Here is a 21,618-nt window from a genome sequence, read left to right as displayed (position 1 = left end):
ATGAATAAACTTTTTTTAACATTTTTTTATAGTGGACTTTTAAGACCTGCCCCTGGAACTTGGGGGAGTTTTTTTGGTCTTATTTTAGGAGTTTTAATAGCCTATTTTTTAGGAATTACAACTCTTTTTTTACTTGCAATTTTAATAAGCTTAATTGCCATAAAAGAGGTAAATGTATATGAAGCAAATGGCGGAGAGCATGATAATTCAAGCATAGTTATAGATGAAGTCATAGGAATTTGGATAACTTTAAGTATGGGACTTGCTATAAATTTAGAAAATGGCGGGATGAGTTATTTAGTTGTGCTTTTGTCATTTGTTTATTTTAGACTTTTTGATATCTACAAACCATCTTTAATTGGTAAGATTGACAGAGAAGTAAAAGGTGGGTATGGCGTTGTTTTAGATGATGTGTTGGCTGGATTTTTTGCAGGGCTTTTAACTTTAATGAGTATTGGAGCTATGATGAAATTTGGCTTTGAAAAATTTATATTTTAATCTTAGGCTCAGTTTTTGAGCCTAAGATTTTAGTTAAATGCTAAATTTACCTTTCTTAAGTCTTGCACAATTGAATGGTTTCTAAACTCTTTGCAAGCTTCACTATTATTTGAAGTATTATTTACATAAATATACTCACCGCCATTTTCTTGTTTTGCAACTACTTCTACACAGTAATTCATAACACCTTTTTCATTTACACCATATCTTACAGGCTTATCAAAATCAAATAAAGTGTCTTTATCTTCGAACCCAGCAGATATTGTCATAATGCCAATATTTGTAAATTTTCCATTTCTAAAGTAATAACTTCTTATATCATCAATTCCTGTTTTTAACTCACTTGCAGCTTGATACATAGCAATTCCACCACCAGTTTTATTCATAAATTTTGGGATAACTACTTTAAAAATAACAATTGCTGCAACTATTAAAAAAACCATTTGTGCTATACTAAAACCTTTTTTCATATTCTTTTCCTTTTAATTCTTCAAGTATTTTATTTAATTCTTTTGTTTGCATATATTTTTCATAACTTTTTTTTACAAAAGCACTTAATAAATCTTTTGCATCAAGATCATTATTGCCATCACTCATCATGTCGAATTCTTTTGATAAGACTAAAGCAAACTCATCATCAACTTTAATCTTGTATGATCTTGAGATTGATTTACTAGTTAAATTTACTTCTATTGTTTTCATTTATCTAAAACATTTTCAATTTCTTTGAAAAGTTCATCCTCGGTTAAATTTTTAACCACCATATCCTCTTCAAGTTTTCCAAGTCTTGAAGTAAGTGCTTCATTTTGAGCTTTAACGGCAACTATCTCATTTCTCAGTTTCTCGTTTTCACTAGTAGCCTCTTTGTATTTTTCAATTAACTCCTTAATTTTATCACCCAAAGTAGGAACTATTTTTTGTTCTTCAAACATTGTTATACCTTTTTTGTTATAATGCTCGATTGTATCAAAAATGTGCTTAATAATAAAGGAGTTTTTTGAAAAATTTTGAATTAATTAGCAAATTTAGTCCAAGCAACGATCAGCAAAAAGCAATTGATGACATTGTAAATTCTATTTTAAAAGGAAATAAATATCAAACATTACTAGGCGTTACAGGAAGTGGTAAGACATTCACAATGGCAAATATTATTAAAAATTTAAATATTCCAACTTTAATAATGACGCACAATAAAAGTCTTGCAGCTCAATTATATAGTGAATTTAAGGGTTTTTTTTCAAAAAACAAAGTTGAATATTTTATAAGTTACTATGATTATTATCAGCCAGAAGCATACATTCCAAGGCAAGATTTATTTATAGAAAAAGACAGCTCTATAAATGATGAGTTAGAGCGACTTAGACTTAGTACAACTGCGAATTTATTAAGCTTTGATGATGTTATAACAGTAGCCTCTGTTTCAGCAAATTATGGTTTAGGTAATCCAGCTGAGTATCAAGGTATGGTTATGTTTTTAAAAAATGGTTTTAAAATCTCACAAAAAGATATGCTTATAAAACTAGTTGAAATGGGCTATACAAGAAATGATAACTTTTTTGATAGAGGAAATTTTAGAGTAAATGGTGATGTAATTGATATTTATCCAGCTTATTTTAACGATGAAGCAGTAAGAATTGAATTTTTTGGTGATGAAATAGATGAAATTTATCATTTTGATTTTTTAGAAAACAAAAGAACTAAAACTATAAATAAATTTATTTTATATCCAGCAAGTCAGTTTATTGTTGGTCAAAATAGGCTAAAAGAAGCTATAAAAGGAATAGAAATAGAACTAGATGAAAGACTTAAATTTTTCAAAGATACTGGAAAGTTAGTTGAAGCACAGCGTCTTAAACAAAGAGTTGAGTTTGACTTAGAAATGCTTAGAGCAACTGGCTCAACAAAAGGTGTTGAAAACTACTCTAGATATATTACAGGTATGAAGCCGGGTGGAACGCCATATTCTATGTTTGATTACTATGAGATAAAAAACAAAGATTATTTAGTAATTGTAGATGAAAGTCATGTAAGTTTGCCACAATTTCGCGGTATGTATGCAGGAGATAAAAGCAGAAAAGACACTCTTGTTGAGTATGGTTTTAGACTTCCATCAGCTCTTGATAACAGACCACTTAAATTTGAAGAGTTTATAAATAAAAAAGGGAAATTTCTATTTGTTTCAGCTACTCCAAATGATCTTGAAATAGAGCTTTCAAAAGGTAAGGTATTTTACCAAATACTTCGCCCTACTGGACTTTTGGATCCTGAAATAATTTTAAAAGATAGCGATAACCAAGTTGAAATCTTATACGATATGGCTAAAGATGTGATAGCTAAAAATGAACGTGTTTTAGTAACTGTTCTAACAAAAAAAATGGCAGAAGAGTTAACAAAATATTATCTTGAACTTGGAATCAAAGTAAAATATATGCATTCAGACATTGATGCAATACAAAGAAATGAGCTAATTAGAGGTCTAAGACAGGGAAAATTTGATATGTTAATAGGCATAAACTTACTTAGAGAAGGACTTGATTTGCCAGAAGTTAGTTTAATAGCCATAATGGATGCTGATAAAGAGGGATTTTTAAGATCTCGAACAAGCCTAATTCAAACAATGGGAAGAGCTGCAAGAAATGTAAATGGGAAAGTTGTAATGTTTTATAAAAAAATTACAAATTCAATGAAAGAAGCCATTGATATTACAACACAAAGAAGAAAATATCAAGATGAATACAACAAAAAAAATGGTATAACACCACATTCAGCAACTAGAAACTTAGAAGATAGCTTAAAAATAGAAGATGAAGCTGAAATTTTAAGAGCAAGTAAAAATTTAGAAAAAATGCCAGCAAGTGAAAGAGCAAAAATCATAAAAGAGCTAAGAAAACAGATGCTTGAAGCAGCATCAAATTTAGAGTTTGAAAAAGCAGCAAGTTTAAGAGATGAAATAGCAAAGATGAAAGAGATTTAAAAAAACTTTAACAAATATCACAAATAATAAAAAACTACTTCTGGTATCTAATTTGGTATTAATGGCTTAGCTTACAACTTAACACCAAATTCACTATTTAGTTCTCCTGAAATCTAAATATTATATACTTTATTTATTGCTTTCAGGAGTCCGATCCATAAAAAAGATATAATTAATAACCATAAATTAGCAAAACTAAAAACTGCCACTATAATTTTTAAGATTTAAATCTTGACTATATCTTAAAATCTCACTATTTTTAGCTATTATGGTTTTTTGCTTAGATCAACTGCTTTTTTAGCTCTTCTTTTGTATAAACCACATATTTATCTTAAAAAAAATTAAGTATTTATTATCCTAGTTAACACATTATCTAGGCATCGTACAGCCAAAAAAGATAATAAAAACATCAAAAAATAATTAGTTTATTAAAAAAACTGTTCGATTTTTTCTCTCATTAAATTTTCATCATTTATATGATTAATCTCATTTCTAAATTCACTAGCTCCATCGTATCCTTTTGAATACTGATGAAGATGCTTTCTAAAAATAACAATTCCTTGATTTTTATAGTGTTTTATCATCTCATCAAAATGACATAAAATAATCTCTTTTTTTATCTTATCGCTAACTTTTTCATTATGTTTTATTTCGTAAAAAATCCATGGGTTTCCAATACTAGCTCTACCTATCATAAGTCCATCAGCTTTTGTATAATTTAAAACTTCTTTTGCATTTTTATAACTTATATCTCCATTTGCAATAATTGGAATAAAAGTTGTATTTTTAGCTCTTAAGATAGCCTCATAATCAATTTTTGAGCTATATCCTCCAACTTTTGTTCTGCCATGAATAGCAATATAATCAACACCACATTTTTCTATTTCGTTAACTAGAATTTCAGGAATTTTCTCATCGAAACCAAGTCTGATTTTAATACTTAAATATTTTTTATTGGAATATTCTTTTATGGTTAAAAGAATTTCTTTTAATAGGTTTATATCTTTTAAAAGCGCAGATCCGGAACCGTTCTTGACAATCTTTGTAGCAGGGCAGCCACAATTCAAGTCTATACCATCGATAAAATCAAATTTATTTAAAACTAAAACAGCCTCTTTTATAATGTCAGTATTATTTCCTGCTATTTGAACAATATAAGGAACTTCTTCTTCATTTTTTTCAAGCATTTTAATAGTTTTTTTATCATTATGAGCAAGTGCGTTTGAACTTATCATCTCACTGGTTGTAACATCACAACCAAAACGCTTTACAACACCCCTCAAAGCAATGTCTGAAAATCCAGCTAAAGGAGCTAAAAAAAGTGGCTTTTTAGAAAAATCAATCATTTATTATCTAAAAAAGTAATTTGCAGAGATGTTTTTACCCTGATCTCTTAAATCCATTAAAATTTCAAACTCCGGATATTCATCGCTGTAATTTAAAATATCTTTTAACTCTTCCATCATTCCAAACTCATATAAAAGATATAAATATGCATAAGATGCACTTTCTTTTTCAGAATTAAGTTTATTAAATAAGGCTATTAAAACATCTGGTTCTATTTTTTTATTCAAAGATTTAGCAACATTTACATAACCGTATTTGTCCAAATCACATATAATCAAAAGATTCAAAAGATCATCTTTTGTCATTTCAAAATTTTCTTCTTTTGCATATCTTTCAAAAAGAAGAAAAGCATCATCTTTTGAAATTTCACAAGGAAATTTTTTAATATCAAAATAACTGAATGTTTTAAGAGCGACTTCATAGGCTTTTTTACTAAGTTCATCATCAAGAGCTTTTTTATTTTTTAAAATTTCACTTGCATAAGAGCTATTTTCTTGAAGCTTATTAAACTCATTTTGAATAACTAAAGGATTGTCATTATTTAATTTATACTTTTTAAGTTCAACAACTTCTCCGTTTTTTAGTTTCTCAAGAACATTGATGATTTCTGAAATATCTTCATTTTCTATATTTACTGAATGTGTATGCCAAGGAGATAAAAATTTAGTTATTTCATTTGATGTTTTGAAAGTATCAGTCTTAAATTTTTTATCACTTTCAATGCCTAAAAGTATCTCTTTTGCATAATTTTCATAAATATCTTCGTCACTTTTTATAGCTTGTTTTTGTCTAAAATTTGCAATTCCACTCCAAGCAACATGGAAAATAGCCAAAATTGCAAATATGATAATTGGCAAAACAAACCACAATGCTACAGGAAGTTCAAGCCCGACACCTAACAAAGAAACTTTGTAACTAGATGCATTTTGTACAAAAGCAAAAATGCCAACTAAACCTATATAAATCAGCGAATATACTATAAAATGCTTTAATCTCATAAAAAACCTCCTTTTGCTAATTGTTGTTTTTTTCTGAAATTTCTTGACAAGTTATGCAAAGTTTTACATTAGGTTTTGCCTTAAGTCTCGCAATGGATATGTTTTCATCACACATTTCGCATATTCCATAAGTTCCATTTGCTATTTTTCTTAAAGATTCATTTATTGCATTTAACTCTATTTTTTGTTTGCTGCTTATTGAATATTCCAAATCAGAATCTGTGCTTATACTCGCCACATCAAACTCATCTACAGCGCCATTTTGTCTTAACTCATCAATTTGTTTTGTAGAATCATTAATATTATCAATAATCTCTTGTTTTCTTTGTTCAAGAATATTTTTGAAATGCTCTAACTCGGTTTTTTTCATATTACCTCTTTATTTATGATATGGGTGGTTTGCATTTATGCAAAGTCCCCTAAAAATTTGTTCATATAAAACAAGTTTTGCTATCTTATGTGCAAATGTCATTTTGCTAAGACTTATGATTTTATCCATTTTGGATTTAAAATTATTGCTTAAACCATAAGCCCCACCTATAAAAAACGAAACTTTATTTTTGGCTAAAAAAAGTTTACTAAACTCAACACTATCAAGCATTTTTCCGCCTTCATCAAGTCCAACGCAAAAGCCTTCTATTAAAGGCTCATAAGTCTCATCATAAGCTTTTAAAGCCATATCTTTTGAGCTTGATTGAGCTTTTGCTATTTGATTATTAAAAAGAACTTTATCCTTGATGTTGGCATATTTTTTAGACATCTTAATATATTCATTAATCTCAGAATAAAACTCAATTTTTTCTTTTGAGATTGAATAAACTAAAATTTCCAATTTTTACTCTTTTATCTCTTCTTTGTTTTCTTCTATCTCTTTATCTTCTATTTTCAGCTCTATAGTATCCATTTTAACATTTTCTTTTCTATGAGCACCTAAAAGTTCTAAAATATCACTTAGATATTTTTTATGCTCACCTCTTGGAACAATTGCATCAATTAAACCATGTTCTAATAAAAACTCAGATCTTTGAAAACCTTCTGGCAAATCAGCACCAATGGTTTGTTTAATAACTCTTTGTCCTGCAAAGCCTATTAAAGCACCTGGTTCAGCTATAATAATATCTCCAAGCCAAGCAAAAGAAGCACTTACTCCACCCATTGTTGGATCTGTTAAAATAGAAATATAAGGAAGTTTGTACTCTCCAAGTTTTTTAATCGCAGCTGATGTTTTACTCATCTGCATTAAAGAATAAGTACTTTCTTGCATTCTTGCTCCGCCACTTGCGCTTATTATTATAAGAGGTTGTGTTTTAGCAATGCATCTTTTAACTGCTCTTACTATCTTTTCACCTTCAACAGACCCCAAAGATCCACCCATAAATGCAAAATCAAATACAACTATTTGAGCGGCAATACCATAAATTTCAATCTCACCACTAATGACTGAGCTTTGTCTTCCGGTTTTGCTTTCTCCCTCACTTATTCTTTTTTTATAAGATTTTTTATCTACAAATTTTAATGGATCAACTGGTTCTAAATTTTTATCAAATTCTACAAAAGTTCCCTCATCTTCTAAAATAGAAATTCTTTCTCTTGCTGATAATCGCATATGATGAGCACATTTTGGACAGACATTAAATGATGCTTCAACCTCTTTGTAATACATCAAAGAATGACAGTTTGGACACTTAATCCAATGTGTAGGAGCTTCACTTGGATCTGCTTGTTTTCTTCTTATTTTTGAAAATATATCACCAAAATTCATTCTACCACCTTCATAAAAATAATCAACATTATAACAAAACTAACCTTATCTTTTCTTTTATAGCTTAATTTTAACAAAAATAAATTTAAATTTTACTAGAATACACTCATGCAAGGATATATTTTAAGAGTTCAAAAAGTAAAAGATGAAGACTGTATAGTTTACATTTTAACAGATGAGTTATTAGTTTGCTGCTATAGATTTTATGGTGCAAGACATTCTAAAATTACACTAGGATATAAGCTTGATTTTGAACTAGAAAATTCAATTAATTTTTTACCAACTTTAAAAAATACGATGCACCTTGGATATAGTTGGCTTTTAGACAGAGATAGGCTTTTATATTGGCAAGGGTTTATTAGGCTTTTTTACAATCACCTAAAAGACCTTGAAGAGGTTAATAAATTCTACTTTGAAATTTTAGATCAATCAGCTATAAAGATTGGAAAACAAAATCCAAAAAGAGTTTTTTTAGAAAGCTATATTCAAATTTTAAAATTTGAAGGAAGACTTCATGATGAAGAAATTTGTTTTTTTTGTGATAAAAAAATAGAAAGCGAAAAAATAGCATTAGCAAGAGCTTTTTTACCAGCTCACGAAAAGTGTATTGGCAAGAACGGTTTTATAAAAAATAAAATTTATGAATATTACAAAAACATCTCAACAATAAATTTGAATGATGAAGAAGTTGATAAACTTTATGAAATTTTAAATGAAGGGTTTTAGATTAAAAACATTAAAAAAATGTATCTTTGTGTATGTTTTCAAATGCAGCTTTTAAACTTATAAAAAGTTTTGGGTTGTTTTTTTCTAAATTTAAAAGAAGTTCTTTTGTATTAGCCCTTGCGTGAGGCATTTTGTTTTCCATGCTATAGGCTGGGCAACACTCATCACCAACTACTTTTAACTCATTTCTTATAGCACAATCTCTTATTTGTCTTTCTCTTGCAAAAATTAATGGCCTTATCAAAACAAGTCCATTTTTAGCTGTATATTTTGGAGCCAATGTTCTTAAAGCTCCATTATATGTAAAGTTCATAAAAAAGCTCTCAACCGCATCATCTAAATGATGCCCCAAAGCTACTTTGTTAAAACCATTTTTTAAAGCATAAGTATATAAATGCCCTCTTCTAAGCCTTGCACAAAAACTACAAATCGTAGCATTTTGTTTAGCCTTTTCTTGCATAACTTCAAAAGAGTTTGTCTTTATAATCTCATAATCAATACAATGGTTTTTAAAATGTTCTATTAAATAAGAAAAATCTTGCCCTATACCATAATCCACAGTAACGGCTTTAAATTTCCAATTTTTAGGACTAACTTTTTGAAAATGATTTAAGATGTGAGATAAAATAAGACTATCTTTCCCACCACTTAAACCAAGTAAAATTTTGTCATTTTCTTCAAACATTTCATATTTTGCATTTGTTTGACCGACAATTCTAAGAAGTTTTTTACTAATTTGCATAAAAATTAATTTATTTTTTCTATCATTTTTAGTATGAAATTTGCACTTATTTTGGCACTTTCAACCATAAATTTATCAAAGTCAAACTCAGCTTTATGTCCAGCTTCATCACTAACTGTTCTAAGTACAAAAAATGGTACTTTTAAAGCATCACAAACAAGAGCTACACTTGCACCTTCCATCTCTGTCATATCCGCTTTAAAGGTGTTTTTTATCCACTCTTTTTTATCTTCATCGCAGATAAATTGATCACCACTTGCGATAATACCAGAAAGAAGTTTTAAATTTAGCTCTTTTGCAGTTTTTTGCGCAATTAGATTAAGTTTTTCATCACTATCAATAAATATAGGACTTCCTGGAACATAGCCATAAGGATGTCCAAAAGCCGTAATATCAAGATCGTGCTGAACCAATGATGAACCACTTAACATATCTCCAATTTTAAGCCCATCTTTTAACGCTCCAGCAACCCCTGAAAAAAGTAAAATTTCAGCTTTAAATTTTTCTATCATAATAGTTGCTGTTAGTGTGGAATTTACTTTACCGATTTTAGAATAAGCTATGATTAACTCATGGTTTTTAAAATTTGTAAAATAAAAGCTATTGTTTGCATAATCTACTTTTTTGCATTCAAATTTTTCTAAAAAAGGCTCTATTTCCTCTGGCATGGCTCCCAAAATGGCTATTTTCAACTATTTTCCTTTGCGTATTTAATAAATTCATTAATTGTTTTTACATCATACAGACTAAAAGTAGGTTTTTTTGTAATTCTTTTATTTAAACCACTCAAAACACTTGCTCCAAACTCAACATAGCAATCAACCATTTCATCAATATTTTCAATACTTTGTTTATATAAAACAGGCTTTACAAGCTGATCTTTTAAAAGAGCTAATGCATCACTTTTTGTACAATAAATTTGCGAAGAAGCATTTGACACAACAGGGCCAAACTCATCCTTTAAAAGTGGTTCAAGTTCACCAACAAGCTCTAGGCTTGCACTCTCTAAAATAGGACAATGGCTTGCAACACTCATATCTAAAAGCATAGCTCTTTTTGCACCTGCATCTTTAAATTCTTTTTCGTATAAAGCAAGATCATCTTTATTACCGGCTACAACTACTTGTCCATCGCAGTTGTAATTTGCCGCCCAAATTTGTTTGCCACTATCTTGAGCATTTTTACAAATTTCTTCTATGCTCTCATCAGATAATCCAAGCACTACCATCATAGAAGCATTTTTGCCCTCACAAGCTTTTTGCATAAATTTGCCTCTTTTGTTTACAAGTTTTATTGCATCTAAAAGATCAAAAGCATCACTTACGCCAAGTGCGCTAAACTCTCCTAATGAATGGCCCAAACAAACAGCTGGCTTTAAAGCAAGGGTTTCTTCAATCGCTAAATAAGCCATAAATGAATTTAATACAATAGCTGGTTGGGTAAATTCAGATTTACTAAGATTTTCATTTTCAGTAAAAAGTAAATTTTTAAAATTGATTTCACAATAATCAGAAGCTCTATCTAAAATCTCTCTTGATTGAGCAAAATTTTCATATACATCTTTGCCCATTCCAACTTTTTGCGATCCTTGTCCTGGAAAAATAAAAGCGTATTTCATATTTACCTACTTATGTTTTCCACAACACTCATGTTCATCGTGGTGATGACCGCCGCAGCATTCATGTCCATCATGGTGATGCCCACCACAACAATCATCATCACTATGACAACCACAAACATGCTCACCCTCAACTCTTCCACTTGCTACTTCATCATCACTTGCAAGTCTATTTTCCACAATTTTAACTCTAAATTCTAAATCTTTTCCAGCATAAGGATGGTTAAAATCAACTATAACTTCATCATCGCCAATTTCTTTTACTATAACTCTAGCACTTCTTCCATCTTCACTCTCTCCAATAAGCTCCATTCCTTCTTTTAGCTCAATTCCAGCAAATTCTTCTTTTGGAATAGATCTTACTCCATCAGGATTATACTCTATAGCGCCCTCTTCTTTAGAAATATTTATAATTTTTTCTTCATTTGCTCTTAAATTTAAAACTTCATTTTCAAGTTTTTCTAGAACATGACCTAAGCCTGTTAAAAATTTAAATGGCTCGAGATTGAAATTTGTTTCCAAAATTTCATTATTTTGTTTGTCTTTTAACTCATAAAACATAGTTATAACTCTATTTTCCATACTATTCTCCTACTAAAATATTTTTTTAATTTTATCATAAAAAGATTAAGAAATAAATAATTATTTAAGTGATTTTGCTTGTGGGCTGTTAGGAAATTGTAATTTTAAAACTTTAAAAAACTTATCTGCGTTATTTTTATCACCTATTTTTTCTAAACTAATACCAGCATTAAGCAAAAGTTTTGGCATATAGTCTGCCTTATCATCATTTTTTATGCTTTCTTGATAGTTTTTTATGGCGTTTGCATAAGATTTTTGATTAAAAGCAATTTCACCTAACATGAAATTTGTTTTTGCAAGATTGTATTTTTTACTTGCTAAATATTCATAATGAATTTTTGATTCAATATACTTATTTTCATTAAAAAGCCTATGTGCTATTTTTTCAATCTCACTTGGCTTCATATCATCAAATGCAACAACTTTATTTGTATTTTTTGTTTGTATTTCTTTTGTTTCTAACTTATTTAGTTGTGGCAAAGCCTCTTGCTTTTTTGTAAATTCTTTTTTTGGTTGATTTTTGGTAGCAACCACTACTTCAGAGTTTTTTTTTACGTTGATCTCTAATTTTTGATTAATTATTTCAACTTGTCTTTTTAAATCGGCTATATCGTTTCTTAAGCCTAAAATGTCTTGTTCTGTAACGACAGAAGTTTGTTTGTTTGCTAGTTTGCTAACTTTGCCAGTAGTTCTAATTTCTAAATCAGAAACTCTACTTTCAAGTTTAGCTATTTGAGAATTTGCTCCTTCGACTACACTCTTTACACCTATCATATCTTCGCTGTAAGAGTTTAGCTTGCTCTCAACTTCATCAACTCTTTTTTTATTTGATAATAAAACTTGTTCATTTTCTGTTAATCCATAAGGATTTTCAGAAGCTATATTTCCCGCTCCAAAAACAGAAACTTCCTGTGCTAAAATGGTGGTTCCTAAAAAAACCACCATTGATAAAATTTTTCTCATCTATTAATAAAATACTCTAAACTCATCGCGTCTATTTTGAGCATCGCATGATTTACTCTTATCTTTGCACACAGGGTTGCTTTCGCCATAACTTACAACAGAAATTCTATCTGCTCTTACGCCATTTGCAACTAAAGCATCTTTTACAGATTTAGCTCTTTTTAGACCAAGTGCATAGTTGTACTCATCTGTTCCCCACTCATCGCAGTTTCCTTCAACTTTTACATTGATTCTATCTGCACCTGCTTGATTGAATAATGCAGCGTTGCTATTAACAACTGAGCGCATCTCAGGTTTAACATTGTATTTATCAAAATCAAAATACACATTTTGAACTTGATTTTGAATTTGAGATGCAAGCTGTGCAAGCATTTGAGCATCTGACATTACAGGAGCTTCTTGAACTGCAACTTCTGGTCTTTTTTTACTACAACCAGCCATTAGTATGGCAACTATAGCGATTGAAGTTAAAACTGTTTTTTTCATAACTTTCCTTTAAAATGAGATTTGTTAGAATTATACCACAAAATTTAAATTTTTACCAATCAAGTGATTGAAATTTTCCAATTTTTAAAGGAAATTGAAAACTTTTATTTTCGTTTATTCTTATAATTCCAACAGCGCTTTGATAATTTGCATCTTTTATAAACACCACAGTTCCACCATCGTGTGAAAATCTAGGGAATAAATTTTTTCCACCAGCTGTTAATTGACGAATATAATCTGTTTTTGTTGATATTAAATAAAGATTAAAATCCCTATTTTCTTCCCTGCTTGAATAAACCACATAATTTCCTGAAGTACTTATTGAGCTGTTATTCTTTCCATGAAATACCATTTGTTCTATCCCGCCACCATTTATATCAGTGGCAAAAACATTTGGATAACCAAGTCTATCACTTACAAAAACAACTTTTGTGTCATCATCTACAAAATTTCCATTTACATCAATTCCAGGATAATTTGTAATTTTAGTTTTATTTCTACTTCTTAAATCATATAAGAAAATATCTGGCTGATCGCTTGGCGCATCTGTAATAAGCAGTTTTGTACCATCACTACTTACATCAGATACTGTAAGCATACCACTTCCTTCTAAAATTTTGGTTTTTTTAGCATTTCTTAAATTATACTTATAAATAACTGGCTCAACATCATTTACATAATGTGTGTAATAAAACTCATCTTGTTCTTTTGAGCCCCATTTAGGAAAAATATTAAGCCCACCACTTAATACTTCTTTTTGATAGGTTAAAGTATAATCAGATACGAAAATAGAGCTATTTGCTGAAGATGTATAAACTGCATAAATTAGCATTTTATTCATCCAATCAACATCTGAATAACCAAAATTTTTAACTATTTCAGATACTGCATTATGTGCTAAAAAAGGAAATTTTGCACCATTTTTTTGAGAGAAATTTGATTCGTATAATACTTTACCGCTTTTTCCATCAATTACTTTTATTTTTAAAGCTAGCTCTGTATATACATCACCATTTAATTCATAACGAACAATTAATGATGGATTGGTTGTTAAATTTGAACTATAATCACCCTCGTATGAGCTTGTATAGTATCCATTATCAACATCGAAAGTTGCGCCCACTTTTAAATCTCCAAGTATTAGTTTAAAAAACTGACTTTGAAGATTTTTATCATTTAGGTTTGAAGCATCTTGAATTGTAATTTTTGGCAAATTCAAGCCTTCATTAACAATAGTAGTTGTTGCATCGCTTGCAAACATGAAAATGCAAAAACTAAACATTAAAAAAATTTTCTTCACTTATTTCTCCTTTAGAAATTTTTGTAATTTTAATACTAATTTTTAAATTTATCGTATTAAATCTTTCATTTTATATTTATGTTTATAAATTTCACCATTAGGTGGGGCTGGAAATTGAATATTTTCAAGCCTATTTAGATAATCTCTAAATTTTTGATTAAATTCTGTACTATATGATAACTCAATAATTTCATAACTTAATCTTCCATTTTTATTTATTGTGATTTCAACTGTCGCATCTTGATTTGGCAAGGCCCTATATGTGCTCCAAACATTAGTTAAAATACTTTGGACTTCACCTATAAATTTATTATAAACTCCAGTTCTTTGTGATTTGCCTTTTGCTTTTTCGCCTTTTATGTTGGATGTATTATTTTTAGAAGCTGTTTTTTGAATTGTTTTTGTAGTTTTATCGCTCTTTTTTCTACTTTGGACAAGATCTTCTTGTTTTATATTTTCCTCAAGTTTGGTTTTATTTATGTCTTTAAAAAGATCAGATAACTCTTCATTTTTTTGTTTTTCTACAGGCTTAGGAGTTTCTTTTTTTTCTTCTTTTGGTGAAACTTTTTTATTTGTGGTTTTTAAGCTTTCATCTTCATCTTGTAAATTTGGTTTTTTTTCAATAATTTCTTCTTTTTCATCCTCTAATTCTTGACTATCTTTTGAAACAGGAGCTAGAGAATCATCAATGTCCATTATCATAATATCCATAAAGGCATCTTTGTCTTTTGTATATTTTTGATCTTCAAAATATTTAACTTTAGAATTATATGCAAAAAAAAGCATAGAAAGTATAATTAAAATATAAATTAAAGTACTAAAAATAAAAGATAAGAAATTTATAGTTTTATCTTTTTTCACAAAAGACTCCACTATCCAGCTGTTTGAAGAGATATTTTCGTAAAACCTGCTTGTTTGAGTGTTTTTAAAATATACATAACATCATTGTAGATTAAATTTTTATCAGCTTGTATATAGACTGGCGAATTTAGATCTAAATTTGCAGATTTCAATACTATATTATCACTAAATTCACTAAAACTCATAGATTCTTTATTTATATAAACTTTTCTTTTATCATCTATTCTTATAATAATATTTTCAGAGGTTAAATTTGAAACTTCTTTTTTTGAACCATCTGGCAAAGAAATGTTTTCTTCATATATTATAGCTGGTGTTGTAACCATTAAAATAGCAAGTAAAACTAGCATAACATCAACTAATGGTGTGATGTTAAGCTCTGGCTTTTCACTATAATCAAACATTTATTTACTTGCTCTTTCTTGTGAATTTAATAAAACAACATCTATAATTCTAGATATAATATTCATGAGTTCATATGATTTTCTTTTTAGCAAAAGATGAAAAGTATATGCAGGAATTGCTACAAATATACCAGCACCTGTTGCAACTAAAGCTTCACTTATAGCAGGAGCAATTACAGACAAACTTGCATTTGAAGTTCCTATTTTTGCAAAAGTTTCAAGTATTCCAACAACAGTTCCAAAAAGTCCTATAAAAGGAGATGTAGAAGCTATTATTGATAACCAAGTAAGTCCTGATGTAGAATTTTTCTCAGCCATTGCCTTACAAACAGAAAGTTTTTCCTTTGTAGTTTCTCCTGTTGCATATTTTTTAACAACTGTAGTTAAATTTGAAATTTTACCACCAAGCAAAAGAGAATCAAGTGCTTTCATCTCAGATGATATCCATAAATTTAAAGATATCATCTTCGAAATTAAAATAGAAAAAGTTGTAATAAAATAAATAGACAACCAAATTAAAACAAACAAAGTTATAAATGAGCTTCTTGATATATAACTAAGAAAAATATCTAACATTTGTTTATTTTGACCTTGCCATATTTTCCATTTTTGCTATGGTTGAAGCATAAGTTACATTCTCACTTCCCATTGATTCGATTAACTCTTTTGCTTTATCTAAAGATTCAGCTATTGAGCTGTCGGATTTTCCACCAACATATACGGCACCATCTGCAAGAACAGTAACTTTTTCTTCATCAACTTTTAAATATCCCCAGTTTATAGCAACCATATCTTTTTCATTATTTTCATCAACTAGCTCAATAAGGCCTGTATTTAAAAGCGTTATTAAAGGTGCGTGATTAGGAAGAACTCCTAATTCGCCCTCACTTCCAGGAAATTGAGCAGATTTAACTTCACCTGAGAAAATTGTACCTTTTGGAGTAACTATCTCTAACTGAAATTTATCTTTCATAATTTATCCTTAAGCTTTTAATTTTTCAGCCTTAGCTAGTACTTCATCGATATTTCCAACCATATAAAATGCTGCTTCTGGAAGATCATCATATTTACCCTCTAAAATTCCTTTAAAGGCTGCAATTGTCTCTTCTAGGGTTATATATTTACCAGGACTTCCTGTAAATACTTCGGCAACAAAGAATGGCTGAGATAAATATCTTTCTATTTTTCTAGCTCTTTCAACAACAAGTTTATCTTCTTCGCTTAACTCATCCATACCTAAAATGGCAATTATATCTTGCAAGTCTTTATATTTTTGTAAAATTTGTTGAACACCTCTTGCAACTTCATAATGCTCTTCTCCAACAATTTGAGGATCAAGCATTCTTGATGTTGAATCAAGTGGATCAACGGCTGGATAAATACCTTTTTCAGCTATACTTCTATTTAAAACTGTTGTTGCATCAAGGTGAGCAAAAACAGCTGCTGGAGCTGGGTCAGTTAAGTCATCCGCAGGAACATAAACAGCTTGAACGGATGTGATTGAGCCTTTTTTTGTTGATGTAATTCTTTCTTGAAGTTTTCCCATTTCGCTCGCTAAGGTTGGCTGATAACCAACAGCTGATGGAATTCTTCCAAGAAGTGCTGACATTTCAGATCCTGCTTGTGAAAATCTAAAGATATTATCAATAAACATTAAAACATCAAGTCCCATTTCATCTCTAAAATACTCAGCCATTGTAAGACCGGTAAAAGCTATTCTATTTCTTGCCCCTGGTGGCTCGTTCATCTGTCCATAGCATAAGGCAACTTTATCCAAAACTCCACTTTCTTTCATTTCGTTATAAAGGTCGTTACCCTCTCTTGTTCTTTCACCAACACCAGCAAAGATTGAATAACCACTGTGCTTATAAGCAACATTATGGATAAGCTCCATAATAATAACTGTTTTTCCAACACCAGCGCCACCAAATAGTCCAACTTTTCCACCTTTTGCATAAGGAGCCAAAAGATCAACTACTTTTATGCCTGTTTCAAAAATTTCACTTTTTGTACTTTGATCTTCAAAAGCAGGTGGCCTTCTATGAATTGACCATTTTGTTTCAAACTCAGTCTCTTCGCCTTCGTCAATAAGCTCACCTACAACATTGAAAATTCTACCCAAAACTTTTTCGCCAACTGGAACAGAAATAGGAGCTCCAAGAGCTGTAACTTCAAGACCTCTTGTAAGACCATCACTTGCATCCATAGCAATAGTTCTAACTCTATTGTCGCCAAGATGTGCGGCAACTTCTAAAATAAGTCTTCTTTCAATACCTTCAACGCTAAATTTAACTTCGATTGCTTCGTTAATTTGCGGTAGATAATCAGAAGAAAAATCTATATCTACAACAGGCCCTAAAACCTGACTAATCATACCTTTCATAAACTCTCCTTAAATTATTTCATTGATTCAACGCCACTGATAATCTCAATAAGCTCAGTTGTAATAGAACCTTGTCTTGCTTTATTATAAGCAAGATTTAAAGATGCCACTCTTTCTTTTGCATTATTACTGGCATTTTCCATAGCGTTCATTCTAGCGCTGTGTTCACCAGCTAAACTATCAACTAGTGCATAATACATGCTGTATTCCAAATATTTAACCATTAATTCTTCAAGAATTTTTTCACTGTTTTTTGCAGGTTCAAATTCTATAACAGAATTATTTTGAGAAATATCAGACTTAACAGGTGGGAGAACTGGAGCTATATCATTTATCCTTATTTCTTGAGTTATCATATTTTTATAGCCATTATGAACCATGACAACTTTATCTGTCTCACCTCTGTTAAACTCATCAATTGCCTCTTCGATAATTTCTTGAGCTTTTTCATATGTAGGTGACGAACTTACTCCTATAAAGCTTTTATAAATTTCAACGCCTTGAAATTTAAAATACTCTATACCTTTTTTACCAACAGCTCTTAATCTTACTTTTATTTTTTTATCTTGATACTCTTTGATAAGGTTTTTAACAGCATTAATAGTGTGAGCGTTAAAGCCGCCACAAAGTCCCTTATCAGCAGTAACAAAGATAATATCCATTACTTTTATCTCATTATTCGTATCAAAAAGTCTTTTTAATTTACTTCCTTCTTCAATATCTTGTGCATAATTTGCTATCTCGCTTAAAACCTCATTGATTTTTATAGCATAAGCACTTGATTGAAGGGCAGCAAATTTTGCTCTTTTTAATTTGACATTAGAGACAAGCTTCATGGCTTTTGTTGTTTTTTGTGTGTTTTGAACACTTTTAATCTGAGCCTTAATGTCTTTTAAATTTGCCATTAATTTTTCCTATTCTGCAGAAAAAGTCGCTTTAAATTCATTTAATGCTTTTACTAAAGTTTCTTCAGTGTCTTTATCTAATGTTTTTTTATTAACTATATCTTCAAAAATTTGAGGATATCTTGCTTCTATATATGGATAAAGTTCAGCTTCAAATTTGCTAATAGCTGATACTGCAATATCATCTAAAAAGCCTTTTGTTCCCGCATAAATAATAACAACTTGTTTTTCAACAGCAAGTGGTGAATATGGAGGTTGTTTTAAAATTTCAACCATTCTTTGACCACGATCAAGTTGTTTTCTACTGCTTTCATCCAAGTCACTTGCAAACTGAGCAAATGCTTGAAGCTCTCTATATTGAGCAAGATCAAGTCTTAATGTACCTGAAACTTTCTTAATAGCTTTTATTTGTGCTGAACCACCAACTCTTGAAACTGATAAACCAACGTTAATAGCTGGTCTTACACCTGAGTTAAATAAGTTTGTTTCAAGGAAAATTTGACCATCTGTAATTGAAATAACGTTGGTTGGGATATAAGCTGAAACATCTCCTGCTTGTGTTTCAATAATAGGAAGCGCAGTTAAACTACCGGCTCCTAACTCATCATTTAACTTACTTGCTCTTTCAAGTAGTCTTGAATGAAGATAAAAAACATCTCCAGGATATGCTTCACGACCTGGTGGACGTCTTAAAATAAGAGATATTTCACGGTAGGCAACAGCGTGCTTACTTAAATCATCATAAATTATTAAAGCATGTCTTGCATTATCTCTGAAATATTCACCCATTGTACAACCAGAATAAGGTGCAAGATATTGAAGTGTAGCAGGATCACTGGCTCCAGCAGCTACAACTATAGTATAATCCATAGCACCATACTCTTCAAGTTTTTTAACAGCCTGAGCAACAGTTGATTGCTTTTGGCCGATAGCTACATAAATACAAACAACATCTTGACCTTTTTGATTTATTATAGTATCAAGAGCGATTGTTGTTTTTCCTGTTTGTCTATCTCCAATAATAAGCTCTCTTTGACCCCTACCGATTGGAACAAGAGCATCAATTGATTTAAGACCTGTTTGAAGTGGCTCATGAACACTTTTCCTAGCCATAATTCCCTTAGCTTTTTCCTCAACAAATTTTGTTTCTTTTGTTTCAATTGCACCTTTGCCATCAATTGGCTCACCTAAAGCATTTACAACTCTACCTATTAAGCCATCACCAACTGGAACTTGTAAAAGTTTATTTAATCTTTTTACACTAACACCTTCTGAGATTCCATCCATACTACCTAATATAATAACACCAACAATGCTCTCTTCTAGGTTAAGTGCAATTCCTTGAGTTCCGTTTTCAAACTCAACCATCTCATTAACCATAACATTTTTAAGACCATAAACAGTTGCAACACCATCACCAACTGTTATTACTTTTCCCGTTTCTTCGATATCGATACCGATATCAAATTTTTCAATTCTTTCTTTGATAATACTGCTAATTTCATCAGCTTTAATCTTAGAACTCACCTTTTTCTCCTTATCATATTGCTTTTAATATATAATCACTCATATCGTGTTTTAATCTATCCATAGAAAAACTTATCTCAACTCCAAGTTCTTCTAAATCAACCTTAACACCACTATAATCTCCTTTGTCAAAATCTAAAGATATATCTGCATCAAATTTTTTAGAAAAAATTGATTCGAGTTTTGAAATTTGATCTTTTGTAAGATCTTCATTTGAATATATAACACCTTTAAATTTGTTTTTGGAAGTTCTTAAAATAGAACTTACTCTTTCAAAAAGATCTGGTATTAAATTAAGCCTTTTATTTTGCGATAAAAGTTTTAATAAATTCTCAAATTTCTGTGATGTTTTTTTACTAAAAAGAGACATAACCAAGTGCTCTTTAGTTTTTGTATCAACTATTGGAGAGTTTATAAGAGAACTGAATTTATCCTCTCTAAAGGCAAGAGAGATGGTTTTTAAATCTAATAGTAACTCATCAAGCTCTTTGTCTTTAAATTCACTCATAACAGCTTTTGCATATTTTTCTACTATTGCACCACTCATTAGCTAACCTTCTTATTTATGATATCTATAAGTTTTGATTGCTCTAGCTTTACACTTGGATCATTAAAAGTTTGACTTAGCACATCAGCAACAACCTCTTTTGTTACCTTTTTGCTTTCAAATTCTTTTTTATTTTCATAATTTTTTTCCAAATCAAGTAGAGTTTGTTTTAATGAATCAGCTGATTTTGCCTTTGTTGTTTCAACTTCATTTTTTGCAACTTCTAAAAGATCTTTGGCTCTAACTTTAGCAAGTTCTACGTCTTTTTTTGCTTGCTCTTTTTTTTCTTTTGAATCTCTTAATTTATTTTGGATATCATCTAATCTATCCGCAATTGACTTAATCCTAGCATGATATGCTTTTATGGCAAAATCTTTTAAAAGATAAAACAAAATTCCAAAAAATAAAATAAAGTTAAAAAATCTTGGAATTATATCATAGTTTTTTGAACCATCACTAGCAAAAATTGCTACTGGAATAATAAATAAAAATAGATATTTTTTCATATTATATCCTTGCCAATTTTTCTTTTATTCCTGCTCTGAAATCAGGAATTTGTTTTTCAAGAGCTTTTTTAATTTCATCTTTTTGTTTAGTTAAATCTTGCAAATATGAAGCTAGGTCATTTTCTAAAGAAGTAGTTTTTTCTTCTATTTTTTTACTGTTTTCATTCTCTATCTCACTCAGTCCTGCTTCTCTTATCTTTGCAGCCTCATCTCTTGCTTTACTTAGAATACTTTCTATTTCTAAAGCCTCAGAACCAACATCTGCTAAATTTTGATTAGCTAGTTTCTCATCCTTTTGTATAGCGGCATCTCTTGCATCCATAAAATTAAGCATAGGCTGATAAAGGCGTTTGTTTAGATAACCAACAAGTCCTATAAATACTACTATGGTGAAGATATATGCAAATACACTGATTTCTATCACATTGCACTCCTTTTATTTCAAAAACATAAACCCTGGTATCATACAATAAATTTTATGAAAGTTTG

The 21,618-nt window shown here is 30.0% G+C and carries 28 protein-coding genes; 3 read left to right on the top strand and 25 right to left on the bottom strand.

Annotated elements, in window-relative coordinates:
* Nucleotides 1–498 carry a phosphatidylglycerophosphatase A family protein gene (locus CURT_RS02995; protein WP_018713301.1) on the top strand — a complete coding sequence of 166 codons (498 nt, stop codon included), beginning with the start codon at nucleotides 1–3 and terminating at the stop codon, nucleotides 496–498.
* Nucleotides 499–527: 29 nt separating this feature from the next.
* On the opposite strand, the gene CURT_RS02990 is transcribed toward CURT_RS02995, so the two are convergent.
* The 3 genes from CURT_RS02990 to CURT_RS02980 are packed head-to-tail and all read right to left on the bottom strand — an operon-like array spanning nucleotide 528 to nucleotide 1,430.
* On the bottom strand, nucleotides 528–968 hold the full coding sequence (locus CURT_RS02990; RefSeq protein WP_018713300.1) for a hypothetical protein: 441 nt from the start codon (nucleotides 966–968) through the stop codon (nucleotides 528–530).
* On the bottom strand, nucleotides 952–1,200 hold the full coding sequence (locus tag CURT_RS02985) for a hypothetical protein (protein WP_018713299.1): 249 nt from the start codon (nucleotides 1,198–1,200) through the stop codon (nucleotides 952–954). Before CURT_RS02985 ends, CURT_RS02990 begins: the two co-directional genes overlap by 17 nt.
* Nucleotides 1,197–1,430 carry a hypothetical protein gene (locus CURT_RS02980; protein WP_018713298.1) on the bottom strand — a complete coding sequence of 78 codons (234 nt, stop codon included), beginning with the start codon at nucleotides 1,428–1,430 and terminating at the stop codon, nucleotides 1,197–1,199. The genes CURT_RS02985 and CURT_RS02980 overlap by 4 nt, the downstream gene beginning before the upstream one ends.
* A gap of 65 nt (nucleotides 1,431–1,495) precedes the next feature.
* Between CURT_RS02980 and uvrB the strand changes: the two genes are divergently transcribed.
* A complete protein-coding gene (gene uvrB, locus CURT_RS02975) occupies nucleotides 1,496–3,472 on the top strand; it encodes an excinuclease ABC subunit UvrB (protein WP_018713297.1) in 1,977 nt (658 codons plus the stop codon).
* A 428-nt stretch (nucleotides 3,473–3,900) separates the two neighbouring features.
* On the opposite strand, the gene CURT_RS02970 is transcribed toward uvrB, so the two are convergent.
* Genes CURT_RS02970 through accD form a run of 5 tightly spaced genes read right to left on the bottom strand, consistent with a single transcriptional unit; the run spans nucleotide 3,901 to nucleotide 7,579 of the window.
* Nucleotides 3,901–4,818 carry a tRNA dihydrouridine synthase gene (locus tag CURT_RS02970; protein ID WP_018713296.1) on the bottom strand — a complete coding sequence of 306 codons (918 nt, stop codon included), beginning with the start codon at nucleotides 4,816–4,818 and terminating at the stop codon, nucleotides 3,901–3,903.
* A 3-nt stretch (nucleotides 4,819–4,821) separates the two neighbouring features.
* Nucleotides 4,822–5,817: a hypothetical protein gene (locus CURT_RS02965; protein ID WP_018713295.1), complete on the bottom strand. Its 996-nt coding sequence runs from the start codon at nucleotides 5,815–5,817 to the stop codon at nucleotides 4,822–4,824.
* 16 nt (nucleotides 5,818–5,833) lie between these two features.
* A complete protein-coding gene (dksA, locus tag CURT_RS02960; protein ID WP_018713294.1) occupies nucleotides 5,834–6,187 on the bottom strand; it encodes an RNA polymerase-binding protein DksA in 354 nt (117 codons plus the stop codon).
* 9 nt (nucleotides 6,188–6,196) lie between these two features.
* Entirely contained in the window at nucleotides 6,197–6,649 is a 453-nt protein-coding gene (locus tag CURT_RS02955; protein WP_016647376.1) for a 23S rRNA (pseudouridine(1915)-N(3))-methyltransferase RlmH, read from the bottom strand.
* A gap of 3 nt (nucleotides 6,650–6,652) precedes the next feature.
* Nucleotides 6,653–7,579, bottom strand: a complete 927-nt coding sequence (accD, locus tag CURT_RS02950) for an acetyl-CoA carboxylase, carboxyltransferase subunit beta (RefSeq protein ID WP_018713293.1) — start codon at nucleotides 7,577–7,579, stop codon at nucleotides 6,653–6,655.
* 108 nt (nucleotides 7,580–7,687) lie between these two features.
* On the opposite strand from accD, the gene recO reads away from it, so the two are divergent.
* The gene (gene recO / locus CURT_RS02945; protein ID WP_018713292.1) at nucleotides 7,688–8,305 is read left to right on the top strand and encodes a recombination protein RecO; all 618 of its coding nucleotides are present in this window, start codon (nucleotides 7,688–7,690) and stop codon (nucleotides 8,303–8,305) included.
* 10 nt (nucleotides 8,306–8,315) lie between these two features.
* On the opposite strand, the gene CURT_RS02940 is transcribed toward recO, so the two are convergent.
* Genes CURT_RS02940 through CURT_RS02860 form a run of 17 tightly spaced genes read right to left on the bottom strand, consistent with a single transcriptional unit; the run spans nucleotide 8,316 to nucleotide 21,553 of the window.
* Nucleotides 8,316–9,047 (bottom strand): tRNA 2-thiocytidine(32) synthetase TtcA, encoded by a 732-nt coding sequence (locus tag CURT_RS02940; protein WP_018713291.1) that lies wholly within the window; start codon nucleotides 9,045–9,047, stop codon nucleotides 8,316–8,318.
* 5 nt (nucleotides 9,048–9,052) lie between these two features.
* The gene (locus tag CURT_RS02935) at nucleotides 9,053–9,739 is read right to left on the bottom strand and encodes a 5'-methylthioadenosine/adenosylhomocysteine nucleosidase (RefSeq protein ID WP_018713290.1); all 687 of its coding nucleotides are present in this window, start codon (nucleotides 9,737–9,739) and stop codon (nucleotides 9,053–9,055) included.
* Nucleotides 9,736–10,665, bottom strand: coding sequence for an ACP S-malonyltransferase (gene fabD / locus CURT_RS02930; RefSeq protein ID WP_018713289.1), 930 nt, complete (start codon nucleotides 10,663–10,665; stop codon nucleotides 9,736–9,738). The genes CURT_RS02935 and fabD overlap by 4 nt, the downstream gene beginning before the upstream one ends.
* Before the next feature lie 6 nt (nucleotides 10,666–10,671).
* Nucleotides 10,672–11,247 (bottom strand): FKBP-type peptidyl-prolyl cis-trans isomerase, encoded by a 576-nt coding sequence (locus CURT_RS02925; protein WP_018713288.1) that lies wholly within the window; start codon nucleotides 11,245–11,247, stop codon nucleotides 10,672–10,674.
* Between the two features lie 60 nt (nucleotides 11,248–11,307).
* A complete protein-coding gene (locus tag CURT_RS02920; protein WP_018713287.1) occupies nucleotides 11,308–12,210 on the bottom strand; it encodes a tetratricopeptide repeat protein in 903 nt (300 codons plus the stop codon).
* 3 nt (nucleotides 12,211–12,213) lie between these two features.
* Nucleotides 12,214–12,696 carry an OmpA family protein gene (locus tag CURT_RS02915; RefSeq protein ID WP_018713286.1) on the bottom strand — a complete coding sequence of 161 codons (483 nt, stop codon included), beginning with the start codon at nucleotides 12,694–12,696 and terminating at the stop codon, nucleotides 12,214–12,216.
* 52 nt (nucleotides 12,697–12,748) lie between these two features.
* Nucleotides 12,749–13,996 carry a Tol-Pal system protein TolB gene (tolB, locus tag CURT_RS02910; protein WP_018713285.1) on the bottom strand — a complete coding sequence of 416 codons (1,248 nt, stop codon included), beginning with the start codon at nucleotides 13,994–13,996 and terminating at the stop codon, nucleotides 12,749–12,751.
* A gap of 48 nt (nucleotides 13,997–14,044) precedes the next feature.
* Nucleotides 14,045–14,857, bottom strand: coding sequence for a TonB C-terminal domain-containing protein (locus CURT_RS02905; protein WP_018713284.1), 813 nt, complete (start codon nucleotides 14,855–14,857; stop codon nucleotides 14,045–14,047).
* An 11-nt stretch (nucleotides 14,858–14,868) separates the two neighbouring features.
* Nucleotides 14,869–15,261, bottom strand: coding sequence for a biopolymer transporter ExbD (locus CURT_RS02900; RefSeq protein WP_018713283.1), 393 nt, complete (start codon nucleotides 15,259–15,261; stop codon nucleotides 14,869–14,871).
* Nucleotides 15,262–15,837 (bottom strand): MotA/TolQ/ExbB proton channel family protein, encoded by a 576-nt coding sequence (locus CURT_RS02895; RefSeq protein ID WP_018713282.1) that lies wholly within the window; start codon nucleotides 15,835–15,837, stop codon nucleotides 15,262–15,264.
* 4 nt (nucleotides 15,838–15,841) lie between these two features.
* Nucleotides 15,842–16,234 (bottom strand): ATP synthase F1 subunit epsilon, encoded by a 393-nt coding sequence (gene atpC / locus CURT_RS02890; protein WP_018713281.1) that lies wholly within the window; start codon nucleotides 16,232–16,234, stop codon nucleotides 15,842–15,844.
* A gap of 9 nt (nucleotides 16,235–16,243) precedes the next feature.
* Entirely contained in the window at nucleotides 16,244–17,644 is a 1,401-nt protein-coding gene (gene atpD / locus CURT_RS02885; RefSeq protein WP_016647362.1) for a F0F1 ATP synthase subunit beta, read from the bottom strand.
* Between the two features lie 14 nt (nucleotides 17,645–17,658).
* The gene (gene atpG / locus CURT_RS02880; protein ID WP_018713280.1) at nucleotides 17,659–18,549 is read right to left on the bottom strand and encodes an ATP synthase F1 subunit gamma; all 891 of its coding nucleotides are present in this window, start codon (nucleotides 18,547–18,549) and stop codon (nucleotides 17,659–17,661) included.
* 9 nt (nucleotides 18,550–18,558) lie between these two features.
* A complete protein-coding gene (gene atpA / locus CURT_RS02875) occupies nucleotides 18,559–20,076 on the bottom strand; it encodes a F0F1 ATP synthase subunit alpha (protein WP_018713279.1) in 1,518 nt (505 codons plus the stop codon).
* Nucleotides 20,077–20,089: 13 nt separating this feature from the next.
* Nucleotides 20,090–20,623, bottom strand: coding sequence for a F0F1 ATP synthase subunit delta (locus CURT_RS02870; RefSeq protein ID WP_018713278.1), 534 nt, complete (start codon nucleotides 20,621–20,623; stop codon nucleotides 20,090–20,092).
* Entirely contained in the window at nucleotides 20,623–21,129 is a 507-nt protein-coding gene (locus CURT_RS02865) for a F0F1 ATP synthase subunit B family protein (protein WP_018713277.1), read from the bottom strand. The genes CURT_RS02870 and CURT_RS02865 overlap by 1 nt, the downstream gene beginning before the upstream one ends.
* A 1-nt stretch (nucleotide 21,130) precedes the next feature.
* A complete protein-coding gene (locus CURT_RS02860; protein ID WP_018713276.1) occupies nucleotides 21,131–21,553 on the bottom strand; it encodes a F0F1 ATP synthase subunit B family protein in 423 nt (140 codons plus the stop codon).
* Nucleotides 21,554–21,618: the final 65 nt, after the last annotated feature.

The sequence above is a fragment of the Campylobacter ureolyticus genome (genome assembly GCF_013372225.1).
GTDB lineage: Bacteria > Campylobacterota > Campylobacteria > Campylobacterales > Campylobacteraceae > Campylobacter_B > Campylobacter_B ureolyticus.
The sequence above is the reverse complement of the archived record's forward strand: the minus strand, read 5'-3'. Positions and strand labels throughout refer to the sequence as shown.

What these genes read in the sequence shown, in the direction of transcription:
- CURT_RS02925 (WP_018713288.1), bottom strand. Translation starts at nt 11,247, where the DNA reads ATGGAAAATAGAGTTATAACTATGTTTTATGAGTTAAAAGACAAACAA.
- CURT_RS02870 (WP_018713278.1), bottom strand. Translation starts at nt 20,623, where the DNA reads ATGAGTGGTGCAATAGTAGAAAAATATGCAAAAGCTGTTATGAGTGAA.
- CURT_RS02965 (WP_018713295.1), bottom strand. Translation starts at nt 5,817, where the DNA reads ATGAGATTAAAGCATTTTATAGTATATTCGCTGATTTATATAGGTTTA.
- dksA (WP_018713294.1), bottom strand. Translation starts at nt 6,187, where the DNA reads ATGAAAAAAACCGAGTTAGAGCATTTCAAAAATATTCTTGAACAAAGA.
- recO (WP_018713292.1), top strand. Translation starts at nt 7,688, where the DNA reads ATGCAAGGATATATTTTAAGAGTTCAAAAAGTAAAAGATGAAGACTGT.
- CURT_RS02940 (WP_018713291.1), bottom strand. Translation starts at nt 9,047, where the DNA reads ATGCAAATTAGTAAAAAACTTCTTAGAATTGTCGGTCAAACAAATGCA.
- atpD (WP_016647362.1), bottom strand. Translation starts at nt 17,644, where the DNA reads ATGAAAGGTATGATTAGTCAGGTTTTAGGGCCTGTTGTAGATATAGAT.
- CURT_RS02970 (WP_018713296.1), bottom strand. Translation starts at nt 4,818, where the DNA reads ATGATTGATTTTTCTAAAAAGCCACTTTTTTTAGCTCCTTTAGCTGGA.
- CURT_RS02900 (WP_018713283.1), bottom strand. Translation starts at nt 15,261, where the DNA reads ATGTTTGATTATAGTGAAAAGCCAGAGCTTAACATCACACCATTAGTT.
- atpG (WP_018713280.1), bottom strand. Translation starts at nt 18,549, where the DNA reads ATGGCAAATTTAAAAGACATTAAGGCTCAGATTAAAAGTGTTCAAAAC.
- CURT_RS02980 (WP_018713298.1), bottom strand. Translation starts at nt 1,430, where the DNA reads ATGTTTGAAGAACAAAAAATAGTTCCTACTTTGGGTGATAAAATTAAG.
- CURT_RS02895 (WP_018713282.1), bottom strand. Translation starts at nt 15,837, where the DNA reads ATGTTAGATATTTTTCTTAGTTATATATCAAGAAGCTCATTTATAACT.
- atpC (WP_018713281.1), bottom strand. Translation starts at nt 16,234, where the DNA reads ATGAAAGATAAATTTCAGTTAGAGATAGTTACTCCAAAAGGTACAATT.
- fabD (WP_018713289.1), bottom strand. Translation starts at nt 10,665, where the DNA reads ATGAAATACGCTTTTATTTTTCCAGGACAAGGATCGCAAAAAGTTGGA.
- CURT_RS02995 (WP_018713301.1), top strand. Translation starts at nt 1, where the DNA reads ATGAATAAACTTTTTTTAACATTTTTTTATAGTGGACTTTTAAGACCT.
- CURT_RS02865 (WP_018713277.1), bottom strand. Translation starts at nt 21,129, where the DNA reads ATGAAAAAATATCTATTTTTATTTATTATTCCAGTAGCAATTTTTGCT.
- CURT_RS02990 (WP_018713300.1), bottom strand. Translation starts at nt 968, where the DNA reads ATGAAAAAAGGTTTTAGTATAGCACAAATGGTTTTTTTAATAGTTGCA.
- CURT_RS02920 (WP_018713287.1), bottom strand. Translation starts at nt 12,210, where the DNA reads ATGAGAAAAATTTTATCAATGGTGGTTTTTTTAGGAACCACCATTTTA.
- CURT_RS02985 (WP_018713299.1), bottom strand. Translation starts at nt 1,200, where the DNA reads ATGAAAACAATAGAAGTAAATTTAACTAGTAAATCAATCTCAAGATCA.
- accD (WP_018713293.1), bottom strand. Translation starts at nt 7,579, where the DNA reads ATGAATTTTGGTGATATATTTTCAAAAATAAGAAGAAAACAAGCAGAT.
- CURT_RS02915 (WP_018713286.1), bottom strand. Translation starts at nt 12,696, where the DNA reads ATGAAAAAAACAGTTTTAACTTCAATCGCTATAGTTGCCATACTAATG.